This window comes from Bradyrhizobium sp. R2.2-H (assembly GCF_004346455.1).
GTDB lineage: Bacteria > Pseudomonadota > Alphaproteobacteria > Rhizobiales > Xanthobacteraceae > Bradyrhizobium > Bradyrhizobium diversitatis.
Genome location: NZ_SMBR01000025.1, coordinates 35235 through 60928, shown reverse-complemented (window position 1 = coordinate 60928; position 25694 = coordinate 35235). Strand labels below are relative to the sequence as shown.

Genomic DNA, 25694 nt, shown 5'->3' with positions numbered 1-25694 from the left:
GTTTCTTGATGGACCAACCTCAATCGCTCGACGGCGCCGACGTTCCCGATCCTCCCGGCGGGGGACCGCTGGAGCAGGCCACGCTGATGGGCACGCTGGCGCATCTGTGGCCCTATATCTGGCCGGGCGATCGCGTCGATCTGAAGATGCGGGTGGTCTGGTCGCTGGTGCTGTTGCTCGCCGCCAAGCTGATCACGCTGGCCGTGCCGTTCAGCTTCAAATGGGCGACGGATGCGCTGACCGGCGCCAATACCGCGCCGGTTCAGGCCGACAATTGGCACCTCTGGGTGATCGCCTCGCCATTGCTGCTGACCGCGAGCTATGGCGCGATGCGCATCCTGATGGCGGTGCTGACGCAGTGGCGCGACGGGATCTTCGCCCGTGTCGCCATGCATGCGGTGCGCAAGCTCGCCACCATCACCTTCATTCACATGCACGAGCTGTCGCTGCGCTTTCACCTCGAGCGCAAGACCGGCGGCCTGACGCGCGTGCTCGAGCGCGGCCGCGAGGGCATCGAGGTCATCGTGCGCATGGTGATCCTGCAGCTGATCCCGACAATCGTCGAGGTCTCGCTGCTGATGGCGGTGCTGCTCTGGCAGTTCGACTGGCGTTACGTGGTCGTGACCCTGATCACGGTCGCGCTCTACATGTACTACACCTACATCGCGACCGAGTGGCGGATCGGTATCCGCCGCAAGATGAACGATTCCGACACCGAGGCGAACACCAAGGCGATCGACTCGCTGCTCAACTACGAGACCGTCAAATATTTCAGCGCCGAGGCGCGCGAGGCGCAGCGCTACGACAGATCGGTGGAGCGCTACGAGGAGGCGAGCGTCCGCACCTATACGTCGCTCGCGGTGCTCAACACCGGCCAGGCCGTGATCTTCACGCTGGGCCTGACCGCGACCATGCTGATGTGCGCGATCGGCGTGCGCAACGGCACAAATACCGTCGGCGATTTCGTGCTTGTCAACGCCATGATGATCCAGCTCTACCAACCCCTGAATTTCATGGGCATGGTCTATCGCGAGATCAAGCAGGCGATCATCGACATCGAGAAGATGTTCAACGTGCTGGGCCGCGAGGCCGAGATCAAGGATGCGCCCGGCGCGAAGCCGCTGGTCATCTCCGCGGGCATCGTGCGCTTCGAGGACGTGCGCTTTGCCTATGAGCCGTCGCGCCCGATCCTGAAGGGCATCAGCTTCGAGGTGCCGGCCGGCAAGACCGTCGCCATCGTCGGCCCGTCGGGCGCAGGCAAGTCGACCATCTCTCGGCTGCTGTTCCGCCTGTATGACGTCTCCGGCGGCAAGATCCTGATCGACGGCCAGGACATCCGCGAGGTCACGCAGGCGAGCTTGCGGGCATCGATCGGCATGGTGCCGCAGGACACCGTGCTGTTCAACGACACCATCCGCTACAACATCCGCTACGGCCGCTGGGATGCGACCGATACCGAGGTCGAGGAGGCGGCGCGGCTGGCTCAGATCGACCACTTCATCCGTTTGGCGCCGAAGGGTTACGACACCCAGGTCGGCGAGCGCGGCCTGAAGCTGTCGGGCGGCGAGAAGCAGCGCGTCGCGATCGCGCGGACGATTCTCAAGGCGCCGCCGATCCTGGTGCTGGACGAGGCGACCTCGGCGCTCGACACCCACACCGAGCACGAGATCCAGGGTGCGCTCGATCGCGTGGCGAAGAACCGTACCTCGCTGGTGATCGCGCACCGGCTTTCGACCATCGTCGGGGCCGACGAGATCATCGTGCTGGACAAGGGTCGCATCGCCGAGCGCGGCACCCACGCCAAACTGCTCGCGCAGGGCGGCCTCTATGCCAGCATGTGGAACAGGCAGCGCGAGGCCGAGGCGGCACGCGAGAAACTGGCCAAGATGGCCGATACCGGCGCGGCGCCCAACCGGGAGCCGCCGCCGGTCAATGACATCCTGACGACGCCTGCGGCGGTCGACTGACCTTGTCTCCGGTCCCAACTCTGGCCTAAACAAGCGCGCGCGACGACCCGTGCCATAAACCCCGAGCGGCAGATAGCGATGTCAATTCTCGATTCGATCCAGCGCCAGATCCCGCCGATCCACAAGGAGGGCTATCCCTTCATCGGCGGCTTCGCGCTGGCAAGCCTGGTCCTGTTCTGGCTGTGGTCGCCGCTGGGGTGGATCGGCACGATCCTGACCGTCTGGTGCGCGTTGTTCTTCCGCGATCCCGTCCGCGTGACGCCCGTGCGTGAGGGCCTGGTTGTGTCGCCGGCCGACGGCCGCGTCTCGATGATCACCATGGCGCTGCCCCCGGCCGAGCTCGGGCTCGGCGACCAGCCGCTGCCGCGCATCTCGGTATTCATGAGCGTGTTCAACTGCCACGTGAACCGCGCGCCCGTGGCGGGCAGGGTGGATCGCATCGCCTATCGGCCCGGCCTCTTCATCAACGCCGAGCTCGACAAGGCGAGCGAGGACAATGAGCGCAACTCGCTGGTCATCACGACGCCGACGGCGCGGATCGGCGTGGTCCAGATCGCCGGCCTCGTCGCCAAGCGCATCGTCTGCTTCGTCAAGGAGGGGCAGGCGATCGGTGCCGGCGAGCGCTTCGGTCTGATCCGCTTTGGTTCCCGCCTCGACGTCTATTTGCCCGCGGGCACCAGGGCGTTGGTCTCCGAAGGGCAGACCGCGATCGCCGGAGAGACGATCCTGGCCGACCTTGCCGGCGACGACCCGAGCCGCGCCTACCGCGCCAATTGACCGATAGTCTTGCTTGTGGGCCTTCCGCCGCAATGGCGGAGGGGGGCGCGGCTTGCTATATCTCGCCTCGAGGTGAGCAATGACGCCCTATGACTTGAGAGATCCCGATGTGCGCCGCCGGCGGTTTCGACCGATCCCGGTGCGGATGCTGGTGCCCAACGTCATCACGCTGCTGGCGATCTGCGCCGGCCTGACCTCGATCCGGCTGTCGATCGAGGGGCGGATGACGCTCGCCGTCTACGCCATCGTGTTCGCGGCCGCGCTCGACGGCATCGACGGCCGCATCGCGCGTATGATCAAGGGCCAGTCCAAGTTCGGCGCCGAGCTCGACAGCCTCGCCGATTTCGTCAATTTCGGCGTGGCGCCCGGCCTGATGCTGTACTTCTGGCAGCTGCACGAGCTCGGCAATGCCGGCTGGATCGCCGCGATGGTGTTCGCGATCTCCGGCGGCCTGCGGCTGGCGCGCTTCAACGCCACCATGGATGATCCGAACAAGCCCGCCTTTGCGGCCAACTTCTTCACCGGCGTGCCGGCGCCCGCCGGCGCCATCACGGTGCTGCTGCCGATCTACATCGCGTTCCTCGAGCTCGGCCGGATCCCTGCGGCGGTGACGGCGGCCTATACGCTCCTGATCGCGTTTCTGATGGTGTCGCGCCTGCCGGTGTTCTCGGGCAAGACCAAGCGCATGCGCGTGCCGCCGGAGCTGGTGCTGCCGGCCTTCGTCGCAGTGATCGTCTTCATCGCGCTCTTGATCGCCTATCCCTGGCACGTGCTGTCGATCGGCACGGTGCTCTATCTGCTCTGCCTGCCGCTCGGCTACAAATCCTATCGCGACCAGGCGCGCGCGATGGCAGCTGCCGCGCTGGCGGGTGGCGAGGTCCCGTCACCGACTTCGGCGCCGACGCTGTCGAATCTGTCGGAGCCGGCGCACGAGGACGACCGGCCCGGACGTCTGCACTGAACGCTCCTCGCGGATATCTGCCATGAGGCCTGCCTGAGTTGGGTGGAGGCCCGATCTCGGCTATATCGCCCGTGTGCCGGCGGCATCGCGCAATCAACCGCCGCCAATCTGGGAGAGAACGCCGTGACCAATTCCGCGACCGGGCCGCTGCCCGCATCCGTCCTCGAGGCGCTGGGCCGTTATGACACGCCGACGATCTGCAATGCCATGGAGATCGTGGCGCCCGAGCGGCGTCTGATCGGCTACACCACGAAACCGCTGGTCTGTCCGTTCCCCGACCTGCCGCCGATCGTCGGCTACGCCCGCACGGTTGCGATCCGCTCGGTACTGAAATCGTCGCTCCCGGCCGAGGAACAGTCCAGGCGCCGCATCGACTATTACGAATATGTCGGCACCGGCCATGGCCCGCGCATCTCGGTGATCCAGGACATCGACGGCCCCGATGTCGGCTACGGCGCATTCTGGGGCGAGGTGCAGAGCAACGTGCACAAGGCGCTCGGCTGCCTCGGCGTCATTACCGACGGCTCGATCCGCGACATCCCGCAATGGGCCCCGGGCTTCCAGGCGCTGGCCGGTTCGGTCGGCCCGTCGCATGCCTGGGTGCATGCGGAAAGCTTTGGCGGCGAAGTGCGCGTCGCCGGCATGACCGTGAAGTCCGATGATCTCATCCACGCCGACCGGCACGGTGCCATCGTGATCCCGCTCGACGTCGCCGCAAAGCTGCCGGAAGCCGCCGAACTGTGCGGCCGCCGCGAGACGCCGATCCTGGAGATCGCCCGCAGCCCCGACTTCTCACTGGAGAAGCTGAAGGCCGCGCTGAAGCGCTCGGCGGAGATTCACTAAAGCATGATCCGGAAAAGTGCGCAGCGGTTTTCCGAAAAGATCATGCTCAAACAAAAACCTAAGGCGCGATGACGATTCATCCTAGTCGCATCGCGCTTTAGACGGCGATCGAACGACCTACGGCCTAGACGCCGGCCGTGGGTCGCCTTGTTCCGTCAGAAACAGGACCGCCTGATCCGGCTCGCCGAACACTGCGGCGGCGCATCCGATCAGGGTGAAGCCGCCGGCAAGGTCCCATAGCGTGATACCCTCCGCATTGTCCGGGAGGTGAATCAAGCGCGCTGCCATCACCGCGAAGGCGGCCTCGGCAAAGAGCACGAGGCTGAAAGCCGGCAGGACGAGTTCCGGCTCCAGCAGGTGGAGCGCCAGCACCGCGGGCAGCGCGGTGAGAAGACCGAACAGCGTCAACATGGCGATGGCTCCCGCGATCGAGCATGCCGCGCCAGTACCAGACACCAATCGATCCCTGGTCACGATGTGGCGGAGGGCCGCAGCCGATGTGACGTCGTGGCGCGCCCCGCCAATGGTTAGCGAAGTGTTGAAGTTCCTGTCGCCGGACGCCAATCGCAGCGGGCACTGCGGCACGCAGCACACTGTCCAGACTTAACCTTTACGCGGCTTTAAGGGCGGCGCTCTAGGGTTTCCGGTGCGGTTCGGGGTCGGGCCGCACCAGCGGCCAGGACGGCCGTTGTCGCGTACGCGTTGGAGTCGATAATGGATATCGCAACACTTGTCGGCCTGGCCGCGGGCGCCACTGTTGTGTCGACGCTGATCTTGATGGGCGGCAGCTTCGGGATGTTTTACGACATCCACGCCGTGATCGTCATCTTCGGCGGTTCGTTCGCCGCAACGATGATCCGCTTTCCATTGTCCGCGATGATCCACGGCGTACCGCTCGGCGCGAAGTTTGCCTTCACCCTGAGCCGCCTTTCGGCTCACGACCTCGTCGACGAACTCGCCCGCATCGCGGAAATCGCTCGCAAGCAGGGCCCGGTCGGACTGGAAAAGGTCGAGACCGACGAGCCGTTCCTTGCCAAGGGCATCCGCTACGTCGCCGATGGTTACGACCTCGACTTCATTCGCGACAATCTGGAGCGCGACCGCGACAATTTCCTGATGCACCTCGACGAAGGCAGCAAGATCTACCGCGCCGTCGGCGACTGCGCTCCGGCCTTCGGCATGATCGGCACGCTGCTCGGCATGGTGCAGATGTTCTCCAACATGTCGGATCCGTCCAAGCTCGGCCCGTTCATGGCCACCGCGCTGCTGGCGACGCTGTATGGCGCGGTTGTCGCCAACCTGATCTGTTTGCCGATCGCCGACAAGCTGCATGGCAAGCTGCTCGACGAAGAAACGAACCGCACCTTGATCATCGACGGCATCCTGATGATCCGCGATTCCAAGAGCCCGACGCTCGTGCGCGAAATGCTGCTGGCCTATCTGCCTGAGAAGCATCGTCACACCGAGGGAGAGCCGGTGCCGGCGTAAGGCCGCGCGCCGGGATTTGAGAGATGGCCAAGAAGAAGCGCGGCGATGCTCACGGCGGCGGTCACGGCTGGTTCGTGACCTTCGCCGACCTGATGGCGCTGCTGCTGGCATTTTTCGTGATGCTGGTTGCGTTCTCCACGCAGGACGCCAACAAGCTGAAGATCGTCGCGGGCTCGATGCGCGAGGCGTTCGGCGTTCAGAGCGAAGCGCGCTACTCCGGCATCGTCGAATCCGACGGCCTGCCGACCCGTCCGCGGCTGAAGAATGTCGACCACATCCAGCCCGAGGACGCCTCCAACACGCCGACGCCGGACCAGGAAGACCGCGACAAGACGTCCGGCGCGAAGATCAAGGTCGACCGCAATTTCGCGCTGGCCGCGGCCTCGCTGCGCCAGGCGTTGCAGGACATGCCGGAACTGACCGAGATGTCCAAGCACATCATGTTCGAGGAGACCAAGCAGGGCCTCAACCTGGAGATCGTCGACCAGGACGGCCGCTCGATGTTCGCCGACGGCTCCAAGGTGCCCTATGACCGCACCCGCCGCCTGATCGAGAAGCTCGCGATTCCGCTCAAGGCCACGCCGCTGCGCGTATCCATCGCCGGCCACACCGCGGCAGGATTTGTACCGACCCGCAGCGACTACGGCGCCTTCGATCTGTCGGCCGACCGCGCCAACGCCGTGCGCCAGATCCTCGAGCGCGAAGGCCTGCCGCCGTCGCATATCTTCGCCGTCTCGGGCAAGGCAGATACCCAGCCGTTGTTTCCGGACGATCCCTCGCTCGCGGCCAACCGTCGGGTGACCATCACCCTGATGCGTGAGGATCCGCCGCTGCCGCCGAATCTGAAACCGTAACCCCCTTGCGCTACCATTCTACCTGAGGCATGTCGTCGCTCTGGCGATGAACGTTGCCACGGCGTCACAGCTTCCGTCGCGGCGCCTGCTATGGTGCTGGGCCGATTGACAGGCGCGACGGAAGCGTCAATAGGCGCCGGATCAAATTCAGGGACGAAGCGTTTCTCACCCCCATGACGGCCAGCATCACATCGACCGAGACCCAGGACGGGCAGCCGGTCACATCAGGCTTTTGGGCCCTTACGCTCGGGAGCATCGGCGTCGTTTTCGGGGATATCGGCACCTCGCCGCTTTACGCATTTCACGAGGCCGTCAAGGGCGCTGCCCACGGCGAGCCGGTCTCGCGGATCATCGTGCTGGGCGTGCTCTCGCTGATCCTGTGGGCGCTGCTGATCGTCGTCACCGCCAAATACGTCCTGCTGCTGCTGCGCGCCGACAACAACGGGGAGGGCGGCACGCTGTCGCTGATGGCCCTCGGCCAGCGCGCGCTCGGGCGGCGAAGCTGGGTCCTGCTCGCGCTCGGTGTGGTCGGCGCGTCCATGTTCATCGGCGATTCCATGATCACGCCGGCGATCTCGGTCCTCTCGGCGGTTCAGGGCCTCAAGCTCGCGACCCCCGCGCTCGAGCACTATGTCGTGCCGCTCACCGTCCTCATCCTGGTGCTGCTGTTCGCTGTCCAGAGCAAGGGAACCGCATTGGTCGCCTCGGCCTTCGGGCCGGTGATGGTGGTCTGGTTCACCGTCATCGCCGTGATGGGGGCCGTCCACATCGCCGACGACCCTTCGGTGCTGGCGGCGATCAATCCCTATTACGCGGTTCAGTTCGTGCTGTCGCACGGTGTGATCGGCCTCGTGACACTCGGCGCCGTGTTCCTGGCGGTGACGGGCGGCGAGGCGCTTTATGCCGATCTCGGCCATTTCGGCCGCAAGCCGATCCAGTCGGCCTGGATGTTCTTCGTGCTGCCCGCGCTTCTGATCAACTATTTCGGGCAGGGTGCACTGGTGCTGTCCGATCCCAGCGCGATCGAGCACTCCTTTTATCGCATGGTGCCCGAGAGCCTGGTGTTGCCGCTGGTCGGACTTGCGACTGCCGCAACCGTGATCGCGAGCCAGGCGGTGATCACCGGCGCCTATTCGCTGGTCTACCAGGCCGTACAACTCGGGCTGCTGCCGCGTTTCGAGGTGCGTTACACCTCCGAATCCCACGCGGGCCAGATCTATCTGCCGCGCGTGAACCGCCTGCTGCTGATCGGCGTGATGCTGCTGGTGCTGCTGTTCCACACCCCCAGCAATCTGGCCTCTGCCTACGGCATTGCGGTCTCCACCACCATGGTCGCTGACGGCATCATGGGCTTCGTCGTGATCTGGAAGTTGTGGAACTGGCGCGCGGCGACTGCCGCGGCCGTGATCGTCCCCTTCGTCATCGTCGATTTGAGCTTCTTCAGCGCCAACCTGCTCAAGCTTCTCGAAGGCGCCTGGGTGCCGCTGCTGTTCGGCATTGTCATGGCGGGGACGATCTGGACCTGGCGCAAGGGCTCCGCAATTCTGATCCAGAAGACACGACGGATCGAGGTGCCGCTGGACGATCTGATCCGCAGCCTGGAGAAGCGGCCGCCGCATATCGTCAAGGGCACGGCGGTGTTCCTCACCAGCGATCCGGCCTTCGTGCCGACCGCGCTGCTGCACAATCTCAAGCACAACAAGGTGCTGCACGAGCACAACGTGATCCTGACCATCGAGACCGCGCATACGCCGCGGGTCGATCTTTCGGAGCGGTTCAGGATGGAGAAGATCAGCGACAAGTTCTCCAAGGTCCGTCTGCGCTTCGGCTATATGGAGCAGCCGAACGTGCCGAAGGCGCTCGCCATCGCGCGCAAACAGGGCTGGCAGTTCGACATCATGTCGACGTCGTTCTTCGTGTCGCGGAGATCCCTGAAGGCCTCGGCGCAATCGGGCATGCCGCTGTGGCAGGACCATTTGTTCATCGCGCTCAGCCGGTCCGCCAATGACGCCACCGACTATTTCCAGATCCCCACCGGGCGGGTGGTTGAAGTCGGAACCCAAGTCACCATCTAACCGCAATTGTGCGAGTCATGCATATTTGCATGACCAGGGCCCGAAAACGGGCTAGGCTATGCTGACAGCGCAGGACTATAAGCCGCGCGCTCCTCCGCCGTTGTGCAGTGAAGCATTTTTAGAGGCCACTGGGCTCTCCCATGACAAACGACGCAGCGATTACCGCCCCGGAAACGGCGGCGGTCAATGGGCATGGTGAGGCCCACACCACCGCCGGTTTCGGTGCGCTGACGCTCGGCAGCATCGGCGTCGTCTATGGCGATATCGGCACCAGCCCGCTCTACGCGTTCCGCGAGGCGGTGACGGCGGCTTCCGGGCACGACGGCCTGCCGACGGCTGCGGCCGTGCTCGGCGTGCTCTCCCTGATCCTGTGGGCGCTCATCATCGTGGTGACGCTCAAATATGTCGTGATCCTGCTCCGCGCCGACAACAACGGCGAGGGCGGCACACTGGCGCTGATGGCGCTGGCCCAGCGCGCGGTGGGCGCCGGCAGCACGACCATCGCGCTGCTCGGCATCATTTCCGGAGCGTTGTTTTACGGCGATGCCGTGATTACGCCGGCCCTCTCGGTGCTGTCGGCGATCGAAGGCATGAAGGACGTCACCCTGAAGTTCGAGCCTTACATCGTTCCGCTGACCGTGGTGATCCTGGTCGCTCTGTTCGCCGTGCAGTCCCGCGGCACGGCGCGCGTTGCCGCCTTCTTCGGCCCGATCATGTGTGTCTGGTTCGCGGTGCTCGCGCTGGCGGCGATCCATCCGATCATCGAGCAGCCGCAGGTGCTGTACGCGCTGAACCCGCTCTATGCCGTGTCCTTCATGCTCCACCACGGCCTGATCGGCTTCGTGACGCTGGGCGCGGTGTTCCTGGCCGTGACCGGCGCCGAGGCGCTCTATGCCGACCTTGGCCATTTCGGCAAGCGGCCGATCCAGACCGCCTGGCTGTTCATCGTGCTGCCGTCGCTGGCGCTGAACTATCTGGGGCAGGGGGCACTGGTGCTCGCCGATCCCGGCGCGATCGTCAGCCCGTTCTTCCAGCTCTTTCCGCAAGGTTTTGTCCGCGGCTGCATGGTCGTGCTGGCGACCATGGCGACCGTGATCGCGAGCCAGGCGGTCATCACCGGCGCCTATTCGCTGACGCGTCAGGCGATCCAGCTCGGCCTGCTGCCGCGCTTTGAAATTCGCCATACGTCGGAAGCCCATTCCGGCCAGATCTTCATCCCACGCATCAACCAGTTGCTGCTGGTTGCGGTGGTGCTGTTGGTGCTCATGTTCCGCTCCTCCAGCGCCCTGGCCTCGGCCTACGGCATCTCGGTCACCGGCACCATGGTGGTCACGGCCATGATGGGCTTTGTCGTGATCTGGAAGGTCTGGCGATGGTCGCCATTCGCCGCCGCCGCTCTCATTACGCCATTCCTGTTCCTCGACCTGACCTTCCTCTCCGCCAACCTGCTCAAGGTCGTCGAGGGCGGCTGGGTGCCGCTGGCGCTCGGCGCGCTCATGATCATCCTGATGTACACGTGGCGGCGCGGCAGCCGGCTCTTGTTCGAGAAGTCGCGCAAGCTCGAGTTCCCGCTCGCCGACCTCGTCGCCATGCTGGAGAAGCGGCCGCCCCAGCGCGTGCCGGGAACCGCGGTATTCCTCACCTCGGACCCAATCAGCGCGCCGACCGCGCTGATGCATAGCCTGAAGCACTACAAGGTGCTGCACGAGAAGAACGTCATTCTCACCATCGAGACCGCGCAGACCCCGCGCATCGATCCGTCCGAGCGCGTCAGGCTGGAGCAGATCTCACCGACCTTTTCCAAGGTGACGCTGAAGTTCGGCTTCATGGAATCGCCCAACGTGCCGAAGGCGCTGGCGATCGCCCGCAAGCTGGGCTGGCAGTTCGACATCATGTCGACCTCGTTCTTCCTGTCGCGCCGGGCGCTGAAGCCCGCCGTCCATTCCGGCATGCCGCGGTGGCAGGACCGGCTGTTCATCTCGCTCAGCCGCTCCGCCAACGACGCCACCGACTATTTCCAGATCCCGTCCGGCCGCGTGGTCGAGGTCGGCACGCAGGTGACGATCTAGGGCGGGGCCGGCGCTCTGTCCGTCTTTACCGCTGTCATCGCCCGCGAAGGCGGGCGATCCAGTATTCCAGAGACAGCGCCGCGATACGGTGAGGCCGCGGCGTACTGGATTCCCCGCTTTCGCGGAGAATGACACCGAGTGCGTGGCGAGGGATGAAGCAGGAGCTTCAGGCATCCTGAAGGCCGCACTTCAAGTCGCTGCGATTTAGCTTTAACTTGCGGCTCGGGGCTCAAGCCTTTGTAGCGCTTGATTTTCGTCTCCCGAGAGGCGAGGTTGCCGCCCGCCGGGATCGCCCCGGCTGCGGCTCGCGACGTTGGAGGATGATGTGGCAAATCAAGTACAGGATCTGACCCCGGACGAGGTCTCCAAGGGTGTCGCGGAAGGGCGCTATCTGCTCGTCGACGTTCGCGAACCGAACGAGGTTCAGGCCGAGGCTTACCCTTACGGCGTCGTGGTGCCGCTCTCGACCTTCGATCCCAAGGCGATTCCCGATCCCGCCGGCAAGGAGGTCGTGTTCGCCTGCCGCTCGGGTAAGCGCTCGGTGACGGCCTCACTGGCGGCGCAGGCCGCCGGCCTGCCCTACGACAAGCATCTGGCCGGCGGCATGCTTGGCTGGAAGGCGGCGGGACTTCCCAGCAAGGTCGGTGGCTGATCGGGTCGATGTCGAAGAGCTCCAATCTGAACAAGGTCTTCGCCGACCTTCCCGTCACCATCTTCGAGGCGATGTCGCAGGCCGCGCGCGACAACAATGCCATCAATCTCGGCCAAGGCTTTCCCGACGACCCCGGCCCCGAGGACATCCGCCGCGCCGCGGCCGAGGCCTCGCTGAACGGCTACAACCAGTACCCGTCGATGATGGGCCTGCCGGAGCTGCGCCAGGCAATCGCGACCCATTATGGCCACTGGCACGGCGTCACGCTCGATCCGATGAGCGAAGTGATGGTCACCTCGGGCGGCACCGAGGCGCTGACCTCGGCGATCCTCGCGGTGGTCCAGCCCGGCGACGAGGTGGTCTGCTTCCAGCCGGTCTATGATTCCTATTTGCCCATCATCCGTCAGGCGGGCGGCATTCCGCGCCTGGTCCGTCTCGAGCCGCCGCACTGGCGGCTGAACGAGGACATGCTGAAAAGCGTCTTCAATTCAAAGACCAAGGCGGTGCTGTTCAACAATCCCTTGAATCCCAGCGCGGTGGTCTATCCGCGCGAGGACCTCGAGCTCTTGGCGCGCTATTGCCAGGAGTTCGACGTCATCGCGATCTGCGACGAGGTCTGGGAGCACGTCACCTTCGACGAGCACAAGCACATCCCGCTCATCACCATCCCCGGCATGCGCGAGCGCACCATCAAGGTCGGCTCGGCCGGCAAGATCTTCTCGCTGACGGGCTGGAAGATCGGCTTCGTCTGCGCCGCACCGCCCTTGCTGCGCGTCGCCGCCAAGGTGCACCAGTTCCTGACCTTCACCACCGCGCCGAACCTGCAGGCCGCCGCCGCCTACGGCCTCGGCAAGTCCGACGACTACTTCCTGTCGATGCGCAAGGATCTGACGCGGAGCAGGGACCGCCTGACCAGGGGCCTGGAGAGCCTCGGCTTCCCCGTGCTGAAGTCGCAAGGCACCTACTTCCTCACCGTGGACTTGTCGCCGCTCGGGCTGAACGAGAGCGACACCGAGTTCTGCTGGCGCATCGTGAAGGACTACAAGGTGGCGGCGATCCCGGTGTCGGCGTTCTACGAGCAGGACCCGGTCACTTCGGTGGTGCGGTTCTGCTTTGCCAAGAAGGACCAGACCCTCGACACCGCGCTGGAGCGGCTGTCGGACGCGGTGCGCGGGCGCAAGAGGTAGGGATGACGAACGTCGGCCGCTCGAGGCTTTGCTTTTCCTGGCTTTGCCTTGGTTTTGCATTCGCCGCAGCGCTGATGTTGCTTTCGCCTCCCGCAGCGGCCGAGGAGCGGGTCGTCAACTTCTACAACTGGTCCAACTACATGGCGCCGGGTGTCCTGGAGGCCTTCACCAGAGAGACCGGCATCAAGGTGGTCTACGACACCTTCGATGCCAACGAGACCCTGGAGACGCGCCTGATGGCCGGCAAGTCCGGCTATGACGTCGTGGTTCCCACCGCCTATTTCCTGCAGCGCCAGATCAAGGCCAACATCTTCCAGAAGCTCGACAAGTCGAAGCTGCCGAACCTCGCCAACGCCTGGCCGATGGTGACCAGGCACCTTGCGACCTACGATCCCGGCAACGTCTACGCCGCCAACTACATGTGGGGCACGACGGGCATCGGCTACAACGTCGCCAAGGTGAAGCAGATCCTCGGGCCGGACGCGAAGATCGACAGCTGGGACATCGTCTTCAAGCCGGAGAATTTGGCGAAGTTCAAAGACTGCGGCGTGCACATGCTCGACTCCGCCGACGACATCTTTCCGGCAGCGCTGAACTGGCTCGGGCTCGATCCAAACTCGACCAAGCAGGCTGACCTCGAGAAGGCCGCCGAGGCCGTCGCGAAGGTTCGCCCGTCGGTGCGCAAATTTCACTCGTCCGAATATCTCAGCGCACTCGCCACCGGCGAGATCTGCTTCGTGGTCGGTTGGTCCGGCGACATCATGCAGGCGCGGGCCCGGGCGGCCGAAGCCAAGAAAGACAACAGCAGTGGCATCGAGATCGGCTATGCCATTCCGAAGGAGGGTGCGCAGATGTTCTTCGACAATCTCGCGATCCCCGCGGATGCCAAGAACGTCAAGGAGGCCTACGAGCTGATCAACTACCTCTACCGCCCCGACGTTGCCGCCAAGAACTCGGACTTCCTGTCCTACGCGAGCGGCAATCTCGCCAGCCAGAAGCTGGTCGATCCAAAAATCCTGGGCGACAAGAACATCTATCCGGACGAGGCGACGCTCGCAAAGCTGTTCGTGATCACGGCGCGCGAGCCGGCGACGCAGCGGATCATCAACCGGCTCTGGACCAAGGTGAAGACGGGAAGGTAAAGGCAGTTAGGTTCCAAATTCGCTGTCCCGCGCGAATTGGTGTACTATCTGCCTCAGCTGACAGACTAGGCCTTGAGCAATGACAGATCACCCTCGCATTTCGCTCGCACCTGATGTCCTCGCCGGCAAGCCCGTGACTCGGGGGACCCGCATTGCAGTCGAGTTCATTATCGGATTGATGGCGGACGGTTGGAGCGAAGCCGACATTTTGGCGAACTATCCGGGCATTTCGCGCGAGGACATTCTCGCGTGTCTGGCTTACGCACGCGACTCACTGAGCGTCGAACGGGTTCACCCGACCGCAGCCTGAGATGCGATTTCTCGCGGACGAGAATTTTCCGGGCTCCGCGGTCGACGCACTTCGCGCGTCAGGTCATGACGTCATCTGGATCCGAGCTTCGGCACCCGGTAGCAACGATCGCGTAGTATTGGCGCAGGCGTCGCACGAACAACGGATCCTGCTCGCCTTTGACAAGGATTTTGGGGAGTTGGCCAAAGCGTCATCGCTTCCGACGACGTGCGGTATCGTATTGTTGCGCATCCCTCCGCCTGCACCTGGGCGGATTGGCAAGGTGCTCGCCGACCTGATCTTGGCCCGTGACGATTGGGCGGGCCATTTTTCTGTGATCGAGCCTGGCCGAGTCCGAATGCGGCCGCTGAGCAAATAGCGCCAGCCTACCGCCACCTTCTATGCAGCCACAGCCACTGCTCCGGATGCTCGCGCACCCAGCTCTCCACGACGCTCGTGATCGCCTGCGTGGTGCCCTGGATGTCGATCTTGCCATCGGCATCGCGCACCGGCTTGACCTCTTCGGTCAGCTCGCCGCGGAAGCGGCCGTCGGGCAGGCGGATGATGCGGACGCCGTGGATCGGGCATTCGACCTGGCGCAGGAGGCGCGCCAGCATCGGGTTGGCGCGGGTCTTGCGGCCGAAGAACGTGACCTCGACGCCGGCGGTGAGGTACTGGTCGATCAGCATGGCGACGTGCTTGCCATCCTTCAGCGCCTGCGCGAGCCGCAGCGGCGCCTCGCGGCCGGCCGGGATCAGCGTGCCCATGTTGACCTGGCGCATCTCCTGGATGATGCGGTCGGCCGAGGCGATGTTCGGGCGGCGATAGAGAATCGCCGTTTCCAGTCCATGCGCGACGGCGGCGAGCGCCGGCAATTCCCAGTTCGCAAGGTGTGCGGCGAAGATCAGCGCCGGCTTGCCGTCGTCGCGGATCTGGTCGAACAGCTCGATGCTGCGCGGGGAAATCTCCATTCGACTCTTCTCCGGGCCATCGCGATCGTAGTCCCAGACGTGGTCGATATGGGCGAACTCGGCGCCGACGCGGCCGAGATTGTCCCAGACGCCCATCAGGATCCGGTCGATCTCCTCCGGCGATTTCTCCGGAAAGGCGGCGGTGAGATTGGCGCGGCCGATGCGGTGCTCGCGCAGGCGCGGCCCGATCAGCTTCACGGCGCGCGCGAAGAAGTCCGAGGTCTTGACCGGATCGAAATAGCGCGTGGTGCGCAGCATCGCGACCGTCGCCGCGCCGATCAGGCTTCCGCCGAGCGATTTGGCAGCCTCCCGCGCGCGGGCCTTCATGCTCGCAGGAAGCAGCGTCATGCGTCCGGTCAGACCGGTTCGCGGGTCAGGATCAGCGAGGCGTTCTGACCGCCGAAGCCGAACGAATTCGACATCACCGCGGTCACGCGGGCGTCGCGCGCCTTGTTGCCGACGACGTTGAACAGGATCGCGGGATCAGGAATGTCGTAGTTGATGGTCGGCGGAATGCGCTGATGCTCGAGCGTCAGCAGCGAGAAGATCGCCTCCACCCCGCCGGCGGCCGAGATGGTGTGGCCGACCATCGACTTGTTGGAGGTGACCGGAATCTTCTGCGCGAGCTCGCCGAACACGGCCGATGTCGTGTTGAACTCCATCTTGTCGTTTTCGGGTGTCGAGGTGCCGTGCGCGTTGATGTGGTCGATCTGGTCCGGCGTCATGCCGGCATCGGCCAGCGTCTTGTTCATGCAGCCGATGATCGGCTTGCCGTCGGGCGAGGACCGGGTGCGATGGAAGGAATCGGTGAGCTCGCCGCAGCCGGCAATCACGCCGAGGATCTTCGCGCCGCGCGCAGTCGCCGCCTCGTAGCTTTCGAGCACCAGCGCGCCGGCGCCTTCGGCCATCACGAAACCATCGCGGTTCTTGGAGAAGGGGCGGGAGGCCGCCTGCGGCGGATCGTTCTGGGTCGACAGCGCCGACAGCAGCGAGAAGCGCACCAGCGCTTCCGGGTTCACGGTGCCGTCGGTCGCGACGCACAGTGCGGCGTCGGTCTCGCCGCGGCGGATCGCCTCGACGCCGAGCTGGATCGAGGTCGCACCCGAGGCGCAGGCCGTGGACAGCGAGATCGGCGAACCCTTGGTGCCGAACGTCTCCGCGAGAGATGCGGCGACCGAGCCGAACATGAAGCGATGATGGTAGGCGCTGTACTTGCCGCCGCCGGAAATGCGCAGCAGATCGTCATAGTTGATGTCGAGCTGGCCGACGGCGCGACCCAGTTCGCGACGCTGCGGCCATTCGACCTCGACGGGCGCAACGGCAAGAAAAAGGGGGCCGGGGAAATCGGCCTTGGCGCCGATGCCGGCCTGCTCCAGCGCTTCCTGCGTCGCGATCTCGGCCATCCGTTCGGACAGGGCGGTGGAGGAGAACGGATCGACGCCGACGAAATCGACCGTGCCCGCCATCGTGGTCTTCAGGCCGTCGATCGGAAAGCGCGTGATGGTGCGGATGCCGGATTCGCCGGCGACGAGCTTCGCCCAATTGTCGGTCTTGCCGGCACCGAGCGACGTCAAGATGCCCATGCCGGTGACGACGACGACGGGGCGCCCGAATTTGTCGCGTGCTGCAGTCATGTCGATCCCCGCTTGAGCTAACTAAACTGCCTCGACCAGCGCCATGCCTTCGCCGCGCCAGTGTCCAGCTCCCACCACCACAATCTGGGTGGGCGCACCCTGCATTTCAATCTCGGTGCCGGTCGAATCGTTCGGCGGGAACAGTGCACCACGCGAGATCGACAGCGCAGCGAGCGCAATTCCGAGCGGGAATTGCGTCTCCATGGCGTGGCCGAATACCGTGCCGGTCGAGCGCACCGGAAAGTCGACATGGCTCTTCAGGAAGTCGCGCTCTTCCGAGGTCGCGGGCTCCGCACCGGTCGCTCCGGTGATGATGGCGCCCTTGCCCTCGCGCTTCGGCAGCTTGGCCCACAGCTTCTCCAGCGTCGCGGCCATGTCGCCGGGCCGCTTGCGTTTGGCGAGGTCCGCGACGACGCTCGACAATTTGGCGAACGGCTTTGCGCCGCGCGCTTCCGCATGCGTCTTCGATTCCAGCACCAGGAAGGCGCCGGCGGAGCCGAGCGCGAAGCCGGCGTGGTCCTTGCGCGCCCATACGGGAGCGAACTTGTTCTTGAGGTTGAAGTCGCCGAATTCGTAGAGGACCAACAGGTCCTTGCGCTCGCCATTGTGCGAGCCGCCGACCAGCGCGATGTCACTTTCGCCCGAGGCGATCCGCGCAAGCGCAATGCGGGCGGCATCGGCGCCGGCGACCTCTTCGCCCATGAAGGTGCGCGAAGTGCCCCCCAGGCCGTGCACGATGGCGATGTTGCCGGCGAGCAGGTTGGAGAGCTGTGCCAAAAACAGCGTCGGCCTGAGATCGCTCATCAACCGCTCGTTGAGGAAGCCGGGCGCGTTGGCGCCCTTGGCCTCGGCCGTCAGCACGCCGCTGTCGACGTTGAGATCGCGCTCTCCGCCGCCGGCGGCGACGACCATGTCGATCTTCGACAGGATGTCCTTGTTGCCCTTGATCCCTGCGGAATCGAGCGCAAGACCGGCGGCATATGTGCCGATGCGCTGCCAGGCTTCCATCTGGCGCTGATCGCCCTTCTTCGGGATCTGGCTGTCGAAGGCAACTGGCATCAGCGGATGCACGATGTAGGGCGCGAAGCCCTTCTCGTCGACATTGATTCGCTTCTCCTGAAGCGCGGCCCAGTTGGCGTCCAGACCCTCGCCGAGCGAGGTAGCAAGGCCAATGCCGGTGATCCAGACTTCGGTCTGGCCGGGCTTCGAAGCAGTGTCAATCATGGCGAGACGGCCTGTTGGGGAAAGCCGACACGCTCGGCGACTTTCGCCATGTATCCGCGCATATCCGCATTGGGGAAGGGGATCAGCGTGAAGGTGAGCGCCGAATTGGCGCGCAGCTTGCCGCCGACTCTGATCTTGGCTTCGGTCATCGCATAGCCGGAGCCTTCATGGGTGAGGCGCGCCTCGATGCTCATGAGATCGCCGGGGAAGACCGAGCCGCGGACCTTGGCCTCCTTCACGGCGGCCAGGATCGGCATACGCTCGAACCTGAATACGCCGAGCTGAAGCCAGCCCGAGGCCTGCGCCATCGATTCGATCAGGAGCACGCCGGGCATCAAGGGATAGCCCGGGAAGTGCCCCTCGAAGATGGTGCTTTCCTTCGGGACCTGCGCTTCGACGACGATCGTCTTCTCGTCGACCTTGAGGTCGACGATGCGGTCGATCATGTGGAAGTATTCGAGTTGCATGACTGCGCCCTCAGGCGCTCGCGCCCTTGGCCGCAACCAGTTCGTCGATGCGGGCGCACAGGTTCTTCAGCACGAAATATTGCTCGGTGGTCGCCTTGCCGTCGTTGACCTCCTGAGTCCACTTCTCCAGCGGCAGCTTGATGCCGAACTGCTTGTCGATCGCGAACGCGATGTCCAGAAAATCGAGGCTGTCGATGCCGAGGTCATCGATGGCGTGGCTATCGGGCGTGATCGTGTCGCGCGGGATGTCGCAGGTTTCAGCGATGATCGTGGCGACCTGATCGAATGTGGAAGACATCACTAAGCCTTTGATATATTGCGGATATTTGTCAGATTGTCCAGAGTGGCACGGTGGGTGGGCATCGCGCCCCGAATGACGCCCTCAAACCCCCCTCTGGCCGGGTCGAAAGCCCGTATATCGGAGCGCCGCCCCGAGTTCAATGGAGCCGGGCAGGCCAAGGGGATAGCAAAGGAACAGGCTTGGGGATGCTACCGTGACCCTGCCGCCGGACGGCCAGCGGCGGGCCGGCCCCTAAATATGCGGCGTCGTGATCTTGACGCAGTCGCGGCGACCCATCAGCACGCAATCCTGGGTCCGGCGCAGGTCGGCGATGCTGACCGCGAGCCAGATCCCGATCGCGGTCAGCGCGATGGTGAAGGCCAGTGCCGCGATGTTGGCAAGCATGCGCTGGCGGAAATTGTCGGGTTCGGCGCGGGGCCGTTCGTAGCGCGACAGGTCCAGCCGATCGGGAGCGACGCGCAAGGGTTGTACGGTGCCGTTGCCGCGCTGGGCCGCCGTGGGAGGCGAGGTGCGAGGCCTGAACTGGAGCACCCGGTGCTCGTCATCCGAGCTTATGGGCCGCTGGTTGTTCATGGGGCGGGGATCACTCCGAAGCAGCGATTTAGATAGCATACGTGACGCGCGCGTTGCAGAAAATCTTCTCAATGCTCGCGTGCATTTGTTCATTTGCACTATTTGTGCATGGGCCGGTGTGGAGCTCTCCGGGAACCGGCCGTCGCGGTGGTGGCGCTGGTTGCGCCGCAACGACAGGGATCGCAACGGCCATGGAGTTCGTCCCGCCAGTACCGACTTGTGATCTCGGCGTCCTTTCCGAACGCATTTTGTCGCCGCGGGGCCCATGGCATAGTCACGGGAAGCCGGACCATCCGAGGACCTATCGATCATGACCAATACGCGCGAGCCGCGAGTGCATCCTGTCCCGATCCTGTCGCTCCGGCCGACGCAGATGACGGTCGGCATGCGCGAGGTCAGGGAGAAGCGCAAGCGCTGGCGCGAGCACGACGAGAAGAAGCAGGCTGATCTGCTCGGCAAGCACATGATCCCCGTCGTCTACGGCCCCGATTCGCGCTACTACGTGATCGATCATCATCATCTCGGCCGAGCGCTGCACGATGAAGGCGTCAAGGAGGTGTTGGTGACCATCGTCGGCGACGTCAGGATGGTCGAGCGCAAGGCCTTCTGGGGCGTCATGGACAACAAGCGCTGGGCCTATCCCTACGACGCCAAGGGCGAGCGGCGGTCGTTCCGCGACCTGCCGAAATCGGTCGCCGACCTCAAGGACGATCCGTTTCGCAGCCTGGCCGGCGAATTGCGCCGCATGGGCGGCTTTGCCAAAGACACCACGCCGTTCTCCGAATTTCTGTGGGCTGATTTCCTGCGCCGACAGGTCTCGCGCAAGGTGGTGGAGTCCGATTTCGACAGGGCGATCGAGAAGGCGATGGCCGCGGCCAGAAGCAAGAATGCCATCTATCTGCCCGGCTGGTGCGGTCCGGCGGACGATGAGTAGGCAGTGGCGCCCAGCGGTACCACCAGCCGCACCACATCACGGTCGCTTGAGCGAAATCACTTTCCCGTCTCCATGAAGCGGTCCTGAAACAGGGCCACCCCATCTCTCTGGGGTATCGAGCTTACACAGGAGGCCGGAATGCGCCGTCTGGTTCTTGCCATTGCCTTGCTCGCCGTCGCCTCTGCAGGGATTTCGGCATCGTTTGCCGCAGTTCACCACGCCAAGACATTGACGTTTGCCGATCGTTTTGCCCCGGCGCTCGAGCTGATGACAAAACGCTAGCGGCTGAGTGGCCCCGGACACGCTTGATCTTCCGCAAATTTGCGGCGGCGGCCGGCGGCTATGGTCCGCCTGCATGATTGCCGAAGCAGCATTGCGCCCCGATGTCGAGGGCGAGGTGGGCTCCAGGTCATGCTGACTGGAGACATGGCCATGAGCATCATCTTTCGCATCCTCTTCGTCATCGCCGGCGCGGTCACCGCGCTGTTCGTTGCGCGCGACGCCCTGAACTTCACGATCATCCAGACCTTCGTTGCGATTCTGCTCGTGACCGCCATTCTGGGCGCTGGAAGTCTCTGGAGCCTGCGGCGGAAGACGTGAGCGGCAGCAGGCGATCGGGTTGCGGCAGATGCAGTGCTCGCCAGAACCCTTCGATTCGATGGAGCCTTGCACGCGCTCGCCTCCGAGGCGATTGCGCGGCGTATGATCACTAGCCGCTATTGCGGGGACCCGCAGGCGGCGTGGTCTCCGGCCGGTGCGGATCCTCTCTGCCGCCGAGGATGCGATGCAGCCAGCGCTCGATGCGGCGGCCGATCGTGAGCAGCACGAAGGCGACAGCGAGCGCGAGCAGGACGATCTTCCATTGTCCGGCGCCACAGGCAATGCCGAGACAGGCGGCGAGAAAGGTGCAGGCCGCGCTGGTCAGGCCCCGCACGCGAAAGCGGTCGCTCTCGTGGACGATGACCCCGGCACCGAGAAAGCCGATGCCGGTCAGGATGCCCTGGATCACACGGCTCGTCGCATCGGTCATCTTGCCGGGCTCGGCGAACTGGACTGCGAGCAGCACGACGGTTGCGGTGGAGAGCCCGACGATGCCGAGCGTCTTCAGCCCGATCGGCTTGCCGTGCAGGTCGCGGTTGAGGCCGATCGCGCCGCCGGCGAGCGTCGCCGCGCCGAGGCGAAGCAGGATTTCGGGCCAGTCCAGCTCCGTCATGTCTAGTCCGTCATCTCTTCGGCAGTCGTCCCATCAGGTAGAACTCCTCGTTCGGGCGCATGCCGGTGAAATTCGCCAGCCGGTTCGACAATGCGAAGAATGCGGCGATCGCGGCGATGTCCCAGATGTCGTCGTCGCTGAAGCCGTGCGGTTGGAGCGTGGCGAAATCGTCCTCGGAAATCCGCTGCGCGTCGGTCGAGACCTTCATCGCGAAGTCGAGCATCGCCTTCTGCCGCGGGCTGATGTCGGCCTTGCGGTAGTTCACCGCGACCTGATCGGCAATCAGCGGGTTCTTGGCGCGGATGCGCAGGATCGCGCCGTGGGCAATCACGCAATATTGGCACTGGTTCGCCGCCGAAGTCGCCACCACGATCATCTCGCGCTCGGCCTTGGTGAGGCCGCCGTCCTTCTCCATCAGCGCGTCGTGATAGGCGAAGAAGGCGCGGAACTCGTCGGGACGATAGGCCAGCGTCAGGAACACGTTCGGCACGAAGCCGCTCTTCTCCTGCACGGCGAGAAGCCGCGTGCGGATGTCGTCGGGCAGCGTATCGAGGGCGGGTGCGGGGAAGCGTTGCGCGGCGGTTTTTGTCATGGGCATGTTCCGGCTTGGGGCTGGAGACCATAGTCGATGCGGGTGGCGGGCTCAACGTAGGACGATGGGGGCGTGTGACACACACACGCTGTCATCGCCCGATTTAATCGGGCGATCCAGTATTCCAGAAGCGTTAGTGATTGAGCCGAGGAGCTGCAGCGTACTGGATGCCCCGGTCAAGCCGGGGCATGACAGCGGAATTCGTGGGGGCGGTGTCCGTCCCTTACCGCAGCGGCTTCTTCAGCAGCGAGAAGCGGTCCGGATCGAGGCCCATCGATGGTTGCAGCATCGGGGCTTCGACGCTGGACATCGTCTTCGCCGGCGGTGCCGAGAACACGGGGTCGTTCGGCACGTCGCGCTGCGAGGTGGCACCGCGCCAGCGCTCGAGCACGGCGCTGACGAAATGCATGTCGTGGCCGGAGGTGACGGACGGCACGCTGCTGATGGTGGCTTCGCCGCGCGGCAATTGGTGCGGAGGCACCTCCTTGAAGCGCAGGCGCGTCGGCAGGGCGACGCCTTCGCCGAAGGCCAGCACTTCACGCGTGCCGAGCGACGGTACGAAGGAGAGCAGGTTCGCGGCGGCGTCCGAGACCGCGGCGCGCAGCAGCGCCTGGTCGCGGTCGTTGGCGAGACGCATCGTGAACAGCGTGTTGCACTGGGAGATGATGGTGGCGTCGAGCTCGGCCGGGCGCTGGGTGATGAGGCCGAGATAGACGCCGTATTTGCGACCTTCCTTGGCGATGCGCGACACCGCCTTGCGGGTCGGCCCGAACCCGACGTTGCGGTCGGCGGAGGCATAGCGATGCGCTTCCTCGCAGACGAACAGCAGCGGCGAGACGCCGTCGCTCCACAGGCCGAAGTCGAAGGCCATGCGGCACAGCACCGAGACGACGGAATCGATGACTTCGGCCGGGAAGCCGGCGAGTTGCATCACCGTCATCGGCTTGCCGTTGGCCGGCAGGCGGAACAGATGGCTGATCACCTCGGCCATGGTGTCGCCGCCGACATTGGCGTTGTCGAACATGAAGGCGTAGCGCGGGTCGTTGCGCACGGCTTCGATGCGCGAGATCAACTTGTGGTAGATGATGCGCGAGGAGCGGTTCTCGAGCTTGCCCATGCGCTCGTCGATCAGCGACAGCAGGTCGACGAGGCGATAGGGCACCGGCGTGTCGACGGTGTAGCCGATCTGCTTTGGATCGATGCGCTTGAGGCCGATGCGGTCGGCGTTCTGGTACTGGGTGTAGACGCCCTTGGCCAGCGGGATCACCTCGGCGAGGATGTCGAGCTCCTCGGGCACGCCGGCGCGGCCGCCGAACAGCACGTCGACGATTTCCTCGAAGTTGAACAGCCAGAACGGCAGCTTCAAGTTCCGCGGGTTGAGCACCAGCGCGCGGTCGCCGAAGCAGCGGCCATATTCGTTGTGCACGTCGAGCAGGAAGATGCGCAGGTTCGGCCGCGCTTTCAGGATCTCGTTGAGCAGCAGCGAGACGCCGGTCGATTTGCCGACGCCGGTCGACCCCAACACCGCAAAATGCTTGGACAGCATTTCCTCGACGTCGACATAGGCGACGACGGAGCGATCCTGCTGGAGGAAACCCACGTTGATCTGGTCGGAGCCGGTCGGCGCGTAGATCGTGCGCAGCTCCTGGCTGGTGATCAGGTCGACGGCATCGCCGATGGTCGGATAGTTGGTGACGCCGCGCTGGAATTTGGCCTTGTCCGCGGCGTTGAGGATCTCGCCGAGCAGGTCGACCGAGGCGATGGCGATGTAGCCGTCGGAGCTCGACAGGTTCTCGCAGGAGACCTCGGTGATCATCGCAACGATGACGGAGCTGGCGCAGCGAATGCTGACGAAACGGCCGACGGTCGCCCGAACCTCCGAGATCGGCATCTGGCTTGCCGCCAATAGCCCGACCCGGGCGAGCGATCCGCGAACCGAAATCACGCGTCCAAAGGATGTCACGATGAATGAACCCGGCAAGAGCTAAGGGATTTGCTCCGGACTATGCGCGGCCGTCGCTGGACAAAGGGTTAAACGCCGGGCGCGCCCGCTCCGTTAAATCAGCGACAATTCGGCCAACAGGCTTGGTGCTGATGTATACTTATGGGCGGAATCGCCGGGAAACTGCTGCTTTTCCGGGCCAATGCGTCCGGTCGGCCTTAAGGAAGACTTTACCATCCAGGCGGGCGATCGCCCGTTTGGAAGACCCGCCCGTCCCGGCCGGGCCGTCATTTGCAGGGGCGCTGCGGCTTGATTTGTTGACGGGACCTAATCATTTGTACATTAGTACAAATGAAATCGCTGCCACCGGCGCCATGCGGGGCCCGCGTCGTTGTGCCCCGCGTTCAATCGCGCGATCCGGTCCGGCGGATCGTAGCGACGTCCCTGGGAGAAAATCATGCAGCCCGAACCAATCCTCGATCTCGCCCATCTCGGCCACATGGAGCTGCTGACGCCGAAGCCGGACGAGAGCCTGAAATTCTTCGTCGATGTCATGGGCATGACCGTCAGCGGACGACAAGGCGAGTCGGTCTACTTGCGCGGCTGGGACGACTACGAGCGCTATTCGCTCAAGCTCACGGCCTCGAAGACGTCAGGGATGGGCCACATGGCACTGCGCGCGCGCAGCCAGCAGGCGCTGGAGCGTCGGGTCGCCGCGCTGAAAGGATCCGGCTTCGACATCGGCTGGATCGACGGCGACATGGGGCAGGGGCCGACCTTCCGCTGCCGCGATCCCGATGGCCATATCGTCGAGCTCTATTACGAGACCGAATGGTATCAGGCGCCGCCGGAGCTGAAGCCTGCGCTGAAGAACCAGGCCCAGCGCTTTCCCGCGCGCGGCGTCAACGTGCGCCGCCTCGATCACCTCAATTGCCTCGCCGTCGACATCAAGGCCAACCGCGAGTTCTTCGAGACCTATCTCGGCTGCCGTCTCACCGAGCAGATCGTGCTCAATGACGGCCGCGAGGCTGCGATGTGGCTGACGATGTCGAACAAGAGCTACGACTTCGCCTATTCGCTCGACCATTCCGGCGTGCCCGGCCGCTTCCACCACGTCACCTACGCGCTCGACAGCCGCGAGGAGATTCTGCGCGCCGCCGACATCTTCCTCGAGAACGGCGTGCATATCGAGACGGGGCCGCACAAGCACGCGATCCAGCAGACCTTCTTCCTCTATGTCTACGAGCCCGGCGGCAACCGCGTCGAAGTCGCCAATGCTGGCGCGCGTCTCATTCTCGCGCCCGACTGGAAGCCGATCGTGTGGACCGAGGAGGAGCGCAAGAAGGGCCAGGCGTGGGGACTGAAGACCATCGAATCCTTCCACACCCACGGCACGCCACCGGTGGAGATGAAGCACGGGTAACGTATTCACGCGGCGTCATTCCGGGGCGACGCGAAGCGGCGAGCTATGATGCGCAATTGCGCATCTGAGAATCCATAACCCCGGCTGGTGGTTATGGATTCCGGGCTCCCTCGCTA

The 25694-nt window shown here is 64.5% G+C and carries 27 protein-coding genes; 17 read left to right on the top strand and 10 right to left on the bottom strand.

Annotation, left to right across the window (positions count from 1 at the left end; all coding sequences use genetic code 11):
- Window positions 1-8 precede the first annotated feature (8 nt).
- The 4 genes from EDE08_RS37025 (at window position 9) to EDE08_RS37010 (ending at window position 4548) form a co-directional block, all read left to right on the top strand.
- Window positions 9-1967 (top strand): ABCB family ABC transporter ATP-binding protein/permease, encoded by a 1959-nt coding sequence (locus EDE08_RS37025; RefSeq protein ID WP_131874562.1) that lies wholly within the window; start codon window positions 9-11, stop codon window positions 1965-1967.
- A 54-nt stretch (window positions 1968-2021) separates the two neighbouring features.
- On the top strand, window positions 2022-2744 hold the full coding sequence (locus tag EDE08_RS37020; protein ID WP_283810589.1) for a phosphatidylserine decarboxylase: 723 nt from the start codon (window positions 2022-2024) through the stop codon (window positions 2742-2744).
- Window positions 2745-2823: 79 nt separating this feature from the next.
- Window positions 2824-3705 (top strand): CDP-alcohol phosphatidyltransferase family protein, encoded by an 882-nt coding sequence (locus tag EDE08_RS37015; RefSeq protein ID WP_131874560.1) that lies wholly within the window; start codon window positions 2824-2826, stop codon window positions 3703-3705.
- A gap of 123 nt (window positions 3706-3828) precedes the next feature.
- Window positions 3829-4548, top strand: coding sequence for an RraA family protein (locus EDE08_RS37010; protein WP_131874559.1), 720 nt, complete (start codon window positions 3829-3831; stop codon window positions 4546-4548).
- Window positions 4549-4665: 117 nt separating this feature from the next.
- Here EDE08_RS37010 and EDE08_RS37005 read toward each other — a convergent pair whose 3' ends face one another.
- Window positions 4666-4959 carry a hypothetical protein gene (locus EDE08_RS37005; protein ID WP_131874558.1) on the bottom strand — a complete coding sequence of 98 codons (294 nt, stop codon included), beginning with the start codon at window positions 4957-4959 and terminating at the stop codon, window positions 4666-4668.
- A 303-nt stretch (window positions 4960-5262) separates the two neighbouring features.
- Here EDE08_RS37005 and EDE08_RS37000 point away from each other — a divergent pair, with 303 nt between their 5' ends.
- The 9 genes from EDE08_RS37000 to EDE08_RS36960 all read left to right on the top strand — a co-directional run bounded on the left by EDE08_RS37000 (window position 5263) and on the right by EDE08_RS36960 (window position 14683).
- Window positions 5263-6036 carry a motility protein A gene (locus tag EDE08_RS37000; protein WP_061877700.1) on the top strand — a complete coding sequence of 258 codons (774 nt, stop codon included), beginning with the start codon at window positions 5263-5265 and terminating at the stop codon, window positions 6034-6036.
- 23 nt (window positions 6037-6059) lie between these two features.
- Window positions 6060-6890: an OmpA/MotB family protein gene (locus tag EDE08_RS36995; protein ID WP_131874557.1), complete on the top strand. Its 831-nt coding sequence runs from the start codon at window positions 6060-6062 to the stop codon at window positions 6888-6890.
- Window positions 6891-7063: 173 nt separating this feature from the next.
- Complete coding sequence (locus tag EDE08_RS36990) at window positions 7064-8965, top strand: potassium transporter Kup (RefSeq protein WP_131874556.1); 1902 nt, start codon at window positions 7064-7066, stop codon at window positions 8963-8965.
- A gap of 140 nt (window positions 8966-9105) precedes the next feature.
- The gene (locus EDE08_RS36985) at window positions 9106-11034 is read left to right on the top strand and encodes a potassium transporter Kup (protein ID WP_131874555.1); all 1929 of its coding nucleotides are present in this window, start codon (window positions 9106-9108) and stop codon (window positions 11032-11034) included.
- A 325-nt stretch (window positions 11035-11359) separates the two neighbouring features.
- Window positions 11360-11686 carry a rhodanese-like domain-containing protein gene (locus EDE08_RS36980; protein WP_162500327.1) on the top strand — a complete coding sequence of 109 codons (327 nt, stop codon included), beginning with the start codon at window positions 11360-11362 and terminating at the stop codon, window positions 11684-11686.
- An 8-nt stretch (window positions 11687-11694) separates the two neighbouring features.
- Window positions 11695-12873 (top strand): aminotransferase, encoded by a 1179-nt coding sequence (locus EDE08_RS36975; RefSeq protein ID WP_131874553.1) that lies wholly within the window; start codon window positions 11695-11697, stop codon window positions 12871-12873.
- 2 nt (window positions 12874-12875) lie between these two features.
- Window positions 12876-14015 carry a polyamine ABC transporter substrate-binding protein gene (locus EDE08_RS36970; protein WP_131874552.1) on the top strand — a complete coding sequence of 380 codons (1140 nt, stop codon included), beginning with the start codon at window positions 12876-12878 and terminating at the stop codon, window positions 14013-14015.
- 79 nt (window positions 14016-14094) lie between these two features.
- Complete coding sequence (locus tag EDE08_RS36965; RefSeq protein WP_131874551.1) at window positions 14095-14325, top strand: DUF433 domain-containing protein; 231 nt, start codon at window positions 14095-14097, stop codon at window positions 14323-14325.
- Between the two features lies 1 nt (window position 14326).
- Window positions 14327-14683, top strand: coding sequence for a DUF5615 family PIN-like protein (locus EDE08_RS36960; RefSeq protein WP_131874550.1), 357 nt, complete (start codon window positions 14327-14329; stop codon window positions 14681-14683).
- Between the two features lie 7 nt (window positions 14684-14690).
- Here EDE08_RS36960 and EDE08_RS36955 read toward each other — a convergent pair whose 3' ends face one another.
- From EDE08_RS36955 to EDE08_RS36930, 6 genes are all read right to left on the bottom strand, one after another.
- Entirely contained in the window at window positions 14691-15623 is a 933-nt protein-coding gene (locus EDE08_RS36955; RefSeq protein ID WP_131874549.1) for a lipid A biosynthesis lauroyl acyltransferase, read from the bottom strand.
- A gap of 8 nt (window positions 15624-15631) precedes the next feature.
- Window positions 15632-16909 (bottom strand): beta-ketoacyl-ACP synthase, encoded by a 1278-nt coding sequence (locus tag EDE08_RS36950; RefSeq protein ID WP_131874548.1) that lies wholly within the window; start codon window positions 16907-16909, stop codon window positions 15632-15634.
- A gap of 21 nt (window positions 16910-16930) precedes the next feature.
- A complete protein-coding gene (locus EDE08_RS36945; protein ID WP_131874547.1) occupies window positions 16931-18133 on the bottom strand; it encodes a beta-ketoacyl-ACP synthase in 1203 nt (400 codons plus the stop codon).
- Window positions 18130-18600 (bottom strand): 3-hydroxyacyl-ACP dehydratase FabZ family protein, encoded by a 471-nt coding sequence (locus EDE08_RS36940; RefSeq protein ID WP_061877689.1) that lies wholly within the window; start codon window positions 18598-18600, stop codon window positions 18130-18132. The genes EDE08_RS36945 and EDE08_RS36940 overlap by 4 nt, the downstream gene beginning before the upstream one ends.
- 10 nt (window positions 18601-18610) lie before the next feature.
- Window positions 18611-18898, bottom strand: a complete 288-nt coding sequence (locus EDE08_RS36935) for an acyl carrier protein (RefSeq protein WP_007592476.1) — start codon at window positions 18896-18898, stop codon at window positions 18611-18613.
- A gap of 234 nt (window positions 18899-19132) precedes the next feature.
- A complete protein-coding gene (locus EDE08_RS36930) occupies window positions 19133-19474 on the bottom strand; it encodes a hypothetical protein (protein ID WP_131874546.1) in 342 nt (113 codons plus the stop codon).
- A gap of 310 nt (window positions 19475-19784) precedes the next feature.
- Between EDE08_RS36930 and EDE08_RS36925 the strand changes: the two genes are divergently transcribed.
- The 3 genes from EDE08_RS36925 (at window position 19785) to EDE08_RS38775 (ending at window position 21008) form a co-directional block, all read left to right on the top strand.
- Window positions 19785-20408, top strand: coding sequence for a ParB-like protein (locus EDE08_RS36925; RefSeq protein WP_131874545.1), 624 nt, complete (start codon window positions 19785-19787; stop codon window positions 20406-20408).
- 138 nt (window positions 20409-20546) lie between these two features.
- Window positions 20547-20690, top strand: coding sequence for a hypothetical protein (locus EDE08_RS38780; protein WP_165936396.1), 144 nt, complete (start codon window positions 20547-20549; stop codon window positions 20688-20690).
- A gap of 150 nt (window positions 20691-20840) precedes the next feature.
- Window positions 20841-21008 (top strand): hypothetical protein, encoded by a 168-nt coding sequence (locus tag EDE08_RS38775; protein WP_165936397.1) that lies wholly within the window; start codon window positions 20841-20843, stop codon window positions 21006-21008.
- Between the two features lie 109 nt (window positions 21009-21117).
- Here EDE08_RS38775 and EDE08_RS36920 read toward each other — a convergent pair whose 3' ends face one another.
- The 3 genes from EDE08_RS36920 to EDE08_RS36910 all read right to left on the bottom strand — a co-directional run bounded on the left by EDE08_RS36920 (window position 21118) and on the right by EDE08_RS36910 (window position 24176).
- Window positions 21118-21621 (bottom strand): MgtC/SapB family protein, encoded by a 504-nt coding sequence (locus EDE08_RS36920; protein WP_131874544.1) that lies wholly within the window; start codon window positions 21619-21621, stop codon window positions 21118-21120.
- 10 nt (window positions 21622-21631) lie between these two features.
- Window positions 21632-22213, bottom strand: coding sequence for a peroxidase-related enzyme (locus EDE08_RS36915; RefSeq protein WP_131874543.1), 582 nt, complete (start codon window positions 22211-22213; stop codon window positions 21632-21634).
- A gap of 223 nt (window positions 22214-22436) precedes the next feature.
- Complete coding sequence (locus tag EDE08_RS36910; RefSeq protein WP_028178555.1) at window positions 22437-24176, bottom strand: ATP-binding protein; 1740 nt, start codon at window positions 24174-24176, stop codon at window positions 22437-22439.
- Window positions 24177-24612: 436 nt separating this feature from the next.
- Between EDE08_RS36910 and EDE08_RS36905 the strand changes: the two genes are divergently transcribed.
- Complete coding sequence (locus EDE08_RS36905; RefSeq protein ID WP_131874542.1) at window positions 24613-25578, top strand: catechol 2,3-dioxygenase; 966 nt, start codon at window positions 24613-24615, stop codon at window positions 25576-25578.
- The last annotated feature ends 116 nt before the right edge of the window (window positions 25579-25694 follow it).